This is a genomic window from Acinetobacter brisouii (assembly GCF_008993995.1).
Lineage (GTDB): Bacteria > Pseudomonadota > Gammaproteobacteria > Pseudomonadales > Moraxellaceae > Acinetobacter > Acinetobacter brisouii_A.
This window is the reverse complement of record NZ_BKNN01000094.1, coordinates 1-6238: the sequence shown is the minus strand read 5'-3', so window position 1 is coordinate 6238 and position 6238 is coordinate 1. Positions and strand designations below refer to the sequence as shown.

The window sequence follows — 6238 nt, the reverse complement described above, 5'->3', positions numbered from 1 at the left end:
AGTCAATGAGATTCATGCACGAGTGGCAGTATTAAATAGATTTACCGATTTAGGCAGACCTCACACCCGAGTTGTCACTTAAATTTGAGTAGATATGGGAAATCCTAGTTTTTAAATCTTTGTGCAATAAAGCCATTTTAAGGAAAAATCTCTCACCCTTGAAAATATGGCATTTACTGATTTTCTGACGCAAAAGCCAAACCGTTTGCAAGCTGATAAATAGTTATCTGCATTATGGACAGAAGCATTATCTACAGGAAAAATACTGGTTTGGATGATTGTTGATATTGATAATTTCAAGAAAATCAATGATAGCTATGGTCATCCTTTTGGCGATATTTGCCTTAAGCTGGTTGCCGATACCCTTGCCAGTTACAGCCAAAAAATGGGAGGTTTTTTGCACGTTATGATGGTGAGGAATGTGTATTTATCAAAATTTTTGATTCGGCAACTGAAATTCATCAACTTGCTCAAGGACTGATGCAACAATCTTTAAAAACCAGAATTTGCCACGATGATGCAACGATTAATATTACTTACAGTATCGGCATTTCAAGTTTAAACCCTCAGTTAAACCAACAAACAACCAATGATCTGATTGCTCAAGCAGATCAGGCGCTTTATATTGCCAAACATGAAGGGAAAAATCAGTATCGTTGTTATGGAGAAACGCATAATGCGCTTGAACAACAAATGCAGATATTTAAAACACCCTTAGCTTGTTGCCCAAGTCATACCCAGCAGGAACAGTACGTTCCTGCCCAAATCCATAATGAACTTAAAATAAACGATTCAAGCCATTCAATGCTGCAACACGATAAGCTTCAGCCATAGTTGGGTAATTAAATGTGGTTTCAATAAAATACTTCAAGGTATTATTTGGACTTTGCATCACTGCTTGCCCAATATGAATAATCTCAGAGGCATTATTACCAAAACAGTGAATACCTAAAATTTCCAAGGTATCACGATGGAACAAAATTTTTAACTCACCCACAGTATCGCCCGTAATTTGCGCACGTGCTAAATGACGGAATGACGACTGACCCACTTCATACGGAATTTTTTCTTCAGTCAATTGCTGCTCAGATTTACCGAAAGATGAAATTTCTGGAATGGTATAAATCCCTGTTGGAATATCCGTAACAGGTTTTACGTTTTCTTCACCGCTCATGTTCGCGCCCGCACAGCGACCTTGGTCATAGGCTGCTGAAGCGAGTGATGGCCAACCAACGACATCGCCTGCTGCATAGAAATTTTCAACTTCGGTTTGATACTTCTCATTCACAGTCAATTGACCGCGACTGTTTGGTGTCAAACCTACATTTTCCAAGCCTAAACCATCGGTGTTGCCTGAACGTCCGTTACACCACAAAATTGCATCGGCTTTGATCTTCTTGCCACTTTGTAAATGTAAAACAATATGATCATCAAAGGTTTCCAAACGATCAATTTGTTCATTGTGACGAATCAATACACCCTGTTCGCGCAAGTGATAAGACAAAGCATCTGAAATTTCAGTATCGAGGTAGCTTAATAACTTCGGTTGGGTATTAATCAAATCAACTTTATGGTTCAAACCAATGAAAATCGAAGCATATTCACAACCAATTACCCCTGCACCATAAATAATGATTTTGTTAATGGCATAATCAAGTTCAAGAATTTTATCCGAATCAAAAACACGTGGATGAGTAAAGTCCAGACTTTGTGGTTGATATGGACGGCTACCTGTGGCTATCACCAACTCATCAAAAATAATGGTTTCTTTAATGCCTTCTGGGGTAAACACCAAGATTGTATTTTTATCCTGAACATAAGCACGACCATGAAAAACATCAATATTATTACGGTCGTAAAAACGCGAGTGAGTTACAACCTGCTGCTGAATCACACGGTGCGCATGGCTGAGCACCTGTTTCATGGTAAATTTTTTCCATTCACCTACTTTTTGAAACATCGGATCACGTTGGTAACGGATAATGCTCGATACTGTCTGACGTAACGCTTTACTTGGAATTGTCCCGACATGAGCACAGTTACCACCAAGCTGGTCACGCATTTCAACAATTGCAACACGCTTGCCAGATTTAGCAAGTTTCATTGCAGAGCCTTCACCCGCAGGGCCTGAGCCAAGCACGACGGCATCGTATTTGATAAAACTCCCTCGCATGACCTCTTTCTTACGTGACATTCAATGCTCCTTTACTATCATGTTTGAGCATAGTTTAGCTGAAATCATCAAGATTTAGTTTATTTCCACCACATATATATTTAATGTCAACATTTATTTTATGAATATCTTTTTCCCCCTAAAAGTTTCACTTTCCGCTATAATTGTGCCCCTATCGCAGTAAAAAGTTCATCGTCAAACAGTGGAAAAGTTGAATATGACCAGTAGCCGTAAACCTGAACAGGGTGTCAAACTTCGTGGCGCAGAGAAAGTCGCTAGAATTCCTGTAAAAGTGATTCCTACGGCTGAAGTGCCACGAAAACCTGACTGGATTCGTGTCAAGATGACAGCACCAGATGAAGTTCAACGGATTAAAACGACATTACGTGCACAAAAATTACATACGGTCTGTGAAGAAGCGGCTTGTCCAAACCTACCTGAATGTTTCGGTGGCGGTACAGCAACCTTTATGATTATGGGTGATATTTGTACCCGCCGCTGCCCATTCTGTGACGTTGCACATGGTCGTCCAAATGCACTTGACCCAGATGAACCACGCCACATGGCAGAAACCATCGCTAACTTAGGTCTAAAATATGCCGTGATTACGTCGGTTGACCGTGATGACTTGCTTGACGGTGGTGCTCAACATTTTGTTGACTGTATTAAAGAAGCGCGCGAACTCAGCCCGAAAACTTTACTTGAAATTTTAGTGCCTGACTTCCGTGGACGTATGGATATTGCGTTACGCATTATGACTGAATGTCCACCAGACGTTTTCAACCACAATATTGAAACTGTACCTCGTCTTTATAAAGCCATGCGTCCAGGTTCAGACTATCAGCACTCTTTGAATCTTCTCAAAATGTTTAAAGAATACTGCCCAGACGTTCCAACCAAATGTGGTTTGATGGTGGGTATTGGTGAAACTGAAGAAGAAGTCATTTCATTGTTAGATGACCTTCATGCACATGGCGTTGACTATGTAACGATTGGTCAGTACTTACAGCCATCGAAAGAACATGCCCCAATTGACCGTTTTGTAACGCCTGAAGAATTTGAGCGTTATGCAGAACATGGTCGTAAACTTGGCTTTAGAAATATCTGGTCTGCACCGATGGTACGTTCAAGCTATTTTGCTGACCGTCAATACCACGGCGAACCTGTCCCAGAAGTGCGCCGTAAAGTCGACCCTGCGAAAAAAATTGCGGTACAAGCCATCGAAGCTTAAGTTTCAATGCTTTCCAAGCCCTCTCAAGTAGAGGGCTTTTTTATGGACTCAAGCCTAATAGTGAGCTGTGACTTTTGCGTGTATGGTGAAGTTTTAACACGTCACAGGTCAAACAAGACATGGCTCAACAAGATTATGACAATGGATTAAAAGTACGTACTGAAGTTATGGGTGAAAGCTTTGTAAAACGCGCTCAAGACAATACCGTACCCTTCACTCAACCCTTACAAGACTGGATCAATGAACATGCTTGGGGTTCAACTTGGCAACGTGAAGGTGTTCTCCCCCGCAAATATCGCTCTCTCATTACCATCGCCATGCTGGTTGCACAAAAATCACCAACCGAACTGAAAGGTCATGTGCGCGGTGCACTCAACAATGGCTGTACGGTGGAAGAAATTCAGGAAACTCTATTACACAGCCTGCCGTACTGTGGTGCGCCTGCGACTCAAGAAGCATTTCGTGCAGCGCTTGAAGTGATTCAGGAATATCAGGCAGCTCAAAAATAATGATTTAGATCGACATTTTTGCTAATTTTTTACAGTGCAAAGATGTCGATCTGCATTTTTAAGGGTTAAGTTTATCTATAAAAATGAGTTGAATATCCTGCCGAGGAATAAAATTTTTCTCAGTCGCCTTAAACTGTGTCGCACTGACTTTTTTCAATTGCCCATTCCAGCACAATGACACCAACTGATTTGGCTGTTTCTCAATGGTCAAATTAAAGCGTTCAATCGGTTTTGCCCAGTTCGCACCCGTTTTTAAAATATAACCCATCTCTAAGTAATTCGGCGTTGGATTACCCATTTTGCGTAAAGCCTTTTTCAAGTTGTCATCAACACACACCGACTTTGCTTTTTCTGGATCTAGATACACCGAACCACCTAACAATGGTGTGTATTGATGGCGAACTCGTGTGACTTGGTTGGGTAAAAATGTCTGCTGCCAGCTATAAATAATTTGCGACTGCCACCAAACATCTTCATTCAATTTCAACAGTTTTTGTAGCTTCGGTTGCTGACAGCGCAACATTTTCCGACTTAATTCAGATGCATCATATTTTTCTGTCCACGGACTCATCATTTCGGCATCTGACCAACCGCAGGCTTTTAGCTCCGCAGTTACATCAATCATCGGTGTATTTTCTCTTATGTCATTGACAGATTTAAGCTGTGGCAGAAAAGCACGGACATGAACCTGTGGTGAAATCTGCTTTCCATTCGACCATACCTTAAAACTTTTGACCAAATCTGCGGTGTCTGCGTAGTCGCTATCGTGCCAACTCTCCACCAAAGGCAAAGGAAATAGAATATTTTCAGTGATCGGATGGTCAGTGAGATTTTTAAACTGATAATCGACTTGAACCTTTTTCTGACTAATCAGCAAGTCTTCCGTTTGCATGGCGATATTGGGATTTTTCAGATATTGCACCCCACCTGTTGCCACAAAGCCCGTACTATCATTGGCAAATGCCAATTGCAAAGGAAGTAGTCCCAGCAAGATAATCCACTTTTTCATTCTCTTTTACCGCTCTTTTTATTTTGATGCCGCACTTTAGCCGAAAAGCTCTGTATTCACCACATGCTTTATTTTTCTAATTGGATTTAAACAATTATTTTGTTATTTTATAACATAACTATAATCTTTGTTTTTCTTACTTTATTTCTATGTCAGTTATTTCTTCACAGCGTCTACAAGCGATTGATGCGCTGCGTGGCTTAGTCATCATTATTATGATGCTCGATCACGTGCGCGAAACCTTTTATCTACACCATCAAGTTTCCGACCCGATGCACGTCCAAGAGGTTGAACCTGCGCTATTTCTCAGCCGTTCTTTGGCACATCTCTGTGCGCCTGTTTTTGTGTTACTCACAGGGTTATCGGCTTTTCTTTATCAGCAAAAATATGACCTGAAAATGACCCGTGAATTTTTATTTAAACGTGGCTTATTTTTGGTGATTTTAGAACTTACAGTGGTGAATTTTGCTTGGACAGGATAATTTCCACCTCAAGTGATTTATTTACAGGTGATTTGGGCGATTGGTCTGAGTATGTTGGCGCTCAGCTTACTGATTGGCTTACCACAAAAATTACAATGGCTGCTTGCGATTGGCATTATTGCGTTGCACAACCTGCTTGATCAGCTCAGTTTTCAGGGTGTGGCGGGCTTACATGCACTATGGAGCATTTTGCATCAGCGGGATTGGATTGAGATTGGGCAAAGTTTACGTCTACGTACCACTTACCCTGTCCTACCGTGGATTGGGGTAATTTTATTGGGTTATTGCTTGGGACGAAGCTGTTTTAGTTTGGGAATTTCAGTCGCTCAACGAAATAAGCGCCTACTCGGCTATGCTTTGGGAAGTATCACGTTATTTATTGTCTTGCGTTTAATCAATGTATATGGTGATCAACCTTGGTTATTGCTCGATAGCAACGTGCAAATATGGATGAGCTTTTTCAATTTGACCAAGTACCCGCCGTCACTGCTATTTATTTTATGGAATACGGGCGTAGGCGTGTTAATTTTATTGGCACTCAGCAAAGTTGAACAATCTGCATGGGTAAAACCCTTGATTGTGTTTGGTTCTGTGCTAACTGCATTTATATGTGCTGAAACTGCTTTATGTGATCGCTGTACAGATTTGGGGAAGCAATCAAGGGCAATATTTCGGTGTTAATCAGGTGAGTTACTTATGGTTAATCATGAACCGTACCGGGTTTGTCGGAGACTTTTTTATTTAAGTTAGGCCACCTGACCTAACGGGTTAATCTTATCATAGTACATTGCTTCAAACTCAAAAGGCGATACATAACCCAGTGCACTGTGTACA

At 41.0% G+C, this 6238-nt stretch carries 6 protein-coding genes and 1 pseudogene; 5 read left to right on the top strand and 2 right to left on the bottom strand.

The annotated features are described in order from the left end of the window. Positions 1–274 precede the first annotated feature (274 nt). Together GBN19_RS16270 and GBN19_RS14110 are read left to right on the top strand one after the other, a co-directional pair. Complete coding sequence (locus tag GBN19_RS16270) at positions 275–481, top strand: diguanylate cyclase domain-containing protein (RefSeq protein ID WP_266095388.1); 207 nt, start codon at positions 275–277, stop codon at positions 479–481. Further along, positions 430–834, top strand: coding sequence for a GGDEF domain-containing protein (locus GBN19_RS14110; RefSeq protein ID WP_308469263.1), 405 nt, complete (start codon positions 430–432; stop codon positions 832–834). The genes GBN19_RS16270 and GBN19_RS14110 overlap by 52 nt, the downstream gene beginning before the upstream one ends. Here GBN19_RS14110 and sthA read toward each other — a convergent pair. Continuing rightward, positions 779–2194: a Si-specific NAD(P)(+) transhydrogenase gene (sthA, locus tag GBN19_RS14105; protein WP_151778568.1), complete on the bottom strand. Its 1416-nt coding sequence runs from the start codon at positions 2192–2194 to the stop codon at positions 779–781. The two genes, GBN19_RS14110 and sthA, sit on opposite strands and share 56 nt — an antisense overlap. Before the next feature lie 196 nt (positions 2195–2390). On the opposite strand from sthA, the gene lipA reads away from it, so the two are divergent. Together lipA and GBN19_RS14095 are read left to right on the top strand one after the other, a co-directional pair. Continuing rightward, positions 2391–3404, top strand: coding sequence for a lipoyl synthase (gene lipA / locus GBN19_RS14100; protein ID WP_151778567.1), 1014 nt, complete (start codon positions 2391–2393; stop codon positions 3402–3404). 119 nt (positions 3405–3523) lie between these two features. After that, on the top strand, positions 3524–3913 hold the full coding sequence (locus GBN19_RS14095; protein WP_151778566.1) for a carboxymuconolactone decarboxylase family protein: 390 nt from the start codon (positions 3524–3526) through the stop codon (positions 3911–3913). Between the two features lie 58 nt (positions 3914–3971). Here the strand turns inward: GBN19_RS14095 and GBN19_RS14090 are convergent, their stop codons facing one another. Continuing rightward, a complete protein-coding gene (locus tag GBN19_RS14090) occupies positions 3972–4922 on the bottom strand; it encodes a DUF4424 family protein (protein ID WP_151778565.1) in 951 nt (316 codons plus the stop codon). A gap of 149 nt (positions 4923–5071) precedes the next feature. Here GBN19_RS14090 and GBN19_RS14085 point away from each other — a divergent pair. Beyond that, positions 5072–6110, top strand: a pseudogene (locus tag GBN19_RS14085) (DUF1624 domain-containing protein); the annotation flags it as partial. Between the last annotated feature and the right edge of the window lie 128 nt (positions 6111–6238).

Bases quoted from the DNA above. Each gene is read 5' to 3' on its own strand.
- GBN19_RS16270 (WP_266095388.1), top strand. From the start codon at position 275: ATGATTGTTGATATTGATAATTTCAAGAAAATCAATGATAGCTATGGT.
- sthA (WP_151778568.1), bottom strand. From the start codon at position 2,194: ATGTCACGTAAGAAAGAGGTCATGCGAGGGAGTTTTATCAAATACGAT.
- lipA (WP_151778567.1), top strand. From the start codon at position 2,391: ATGACCAGTAGCCGTAAACCTGAACAGGGTGTCAAACTTCGTGGCGCA.
- GBN19_RS14095 (WP_151778566.1), top strand. From the start codon at position 3,524: ATGGCTCAACAAGATTATGACAATGGATTAAAAGTACGTACTGAAGTT.
- GBN19_RS14090 (WP_151778565.1), bottom strand. From the start codon at position 4,922: ATGAAAAAGTGGATTATCTTGCTGGGACTACTTCCTTTGCAATTGGCA.